The sequence below is a fragment of the Roseateles sp. P5_B10 genome, from assembly GCF_056400485.1.
Genome location: NZ_JBFULE010000951.1, coordinates 1 through 1838 on the forward strand (window position 1 = coordinate 1; position 1838 = coordinate 1838).

Consider the following 1838-nt stretch of genomic DNA (forward strand, 5'->3'; position numbering starts at 1 on the left):
GGGTGTAGTGCTGGCGCAGCAGGCCCAGCACGCTGCGCACCGGGTAGGAGCGCAGGTTCTTGGCCGAGATGTCCATGAAGGTGAAGGGCGCCACCGGCAGGTCGGCCGGGAAGAGCTGCTTCCACAGCGCGCTGTCGGGCTTGAGCTCGGGCGCCGCAACAAAGGGCTGCAGCGGCACGGCGCCGTTGGGCAGCACCAGTTCCAGTTTCAGCCCAGCCGCCGTGCTGGGCCAGTCGGCCCAGGGCTGCCAGGCGGGGTTGCCCAGCAGGCGCTCCGCCACACTGCCGGGTTCCAGCCGAGGCGAGATGACGACGGAGACGCACCAGCGTCCGCCGCGTTGGCCGTTGGGAAGCACCGTCCAAAGAAGCGTTTGTTTTGCCATGTTGTCGCTCCTTCAGGCGAAGGCCTCGCAGTAGTCACGCCAACCGTAGCGCGTGCTGTCGTCGATGGCGGCCAGCTCGGCGGCCAGCGCGAGCGTCGGGTCGGCCGACAGGCCCAGCAGCTGGCGCAGCGTCGGGTCGCCGTTGCTGCCGGCGAACTTCTTCTCGCAACTGATCGTCACGCTGCCCGAGAAGATGAACACCTCGATCTCGATGGTGAGCGTCGCCTTGCCCACCGCCTTGCCGGTCTCGAACTCGTAGCGCAGCTCGAGGTAGAGCTCCAGCGACGCGGTGATCAGGCCCAGCACGTCCACATGGCCTTCGAGGCGGAAATAGCCCGTCAGGCTGGCCGCATCGGCCTCCATGCGGAAGTAGATGCCGGCCATGACCGACACGCCGCCGGAGGCGACGCCGAAGTCGATGCTGATGGCGGCGCCGAACTCGAAGGCCGCCTCCAGGATCTGCACGCCCTTGGGGTCCAGCGTGATRCCGAAGAAGCCGCCGCCGCCGAAGACGTAGACCGTCAGGTGGAAGGGCTGCTCGCGGGTGCAGAAGTTGAAGCGCACCGACAGCGGCTGGCCGATGAAGGGCACCGTGAAGCCCGCGCCGAGGCTCACGTTGCTGAGGTTGAGCACGCCGCAGGTGATGGCGGGCAGGGCCACGTCGAAGCCGGCGTCGATGCCCTGGGCCGTGATGTCCAGGTACGGCGGGTCGGAGAAGCCGTCGAGCGGGATCAGGTCGCGCAGCGTCTCGACAAAGGACAGCGGGCCGACGAACTTGATGCCCGACAGCATCACGTCGACGTTCATCTTGGCGCTGCTGTCGACGCTGAACTCGATCTTCTCGAAGTTCAGCTCGATGAAGCTGGCCGGCGCGATGAGGACGAGGTCGAAATGGTGCAGGCCGCACAGCACCTGGATCTTCGGCGCGCCGCCGCTCTTCTTCATGCGCGCCTCGACGGCGACGATGAAGGCGTGCTTGTCGTGCACGACGAAGAGCGGTGAGGCCGGATCGAAGCCCCAGCTCTTGATCTCGGGCTTCCAGTCGAAGCGCACGACGAGTTCCTCGCCGAGCAGGTTCTCCAGCATCTGCAGCAAGGGGCCCACCGCGCCCAGGGCGTCCTCCACCACACCCAGGATGTCGAGCAGGGTCTTGCGCGGCGGCCCTTCGAGCAGCGGGAAGGCGGCGACGTCGCCCTTCACTGCGCCGAGCGCGTTCTTGACGGCCTCCACCTTGGGTGCGAGCTCGGCCGGCTTGGTGATCAGCTCGCCCAGGGACTGGCCGGGCGCGGGGTTGTCCAGCAGGTTCTTCAGCGCGTCGAACAGCGTCTTGCCATGGCCGACGAGGCCGGCGATGAGCTTGATGGAGTCCAGCACCGTGAGGGCCTGGGCCACCACGGCGTTGACCTGCTGGCGAAAGCCCGCTGGGATCACCGTCGAGGCCTGGACGGTGTTCTTC

1 protein-coding gene and 1 pseudogene are annotated in these 1838 nt (G+C 67.3%); both read right to left on the reverse strand.

What is annotated here, in order from left to right; translation table 11 throughout:
• On the reverse strand, positions 1-382 hold a 382-nt coding region (locus AC1DU6_RS29640), incomplete at its 3' end, for a hypothetical protein (RefSeq protein WP_477861589.1).
• Between the two features lie 12 nt (positions 383-394).
• Positions 395-1838, reverse strand: a pseudogene (locus AC1DU6_RS29645) (hypothetical protein); the annotation flags it as partial.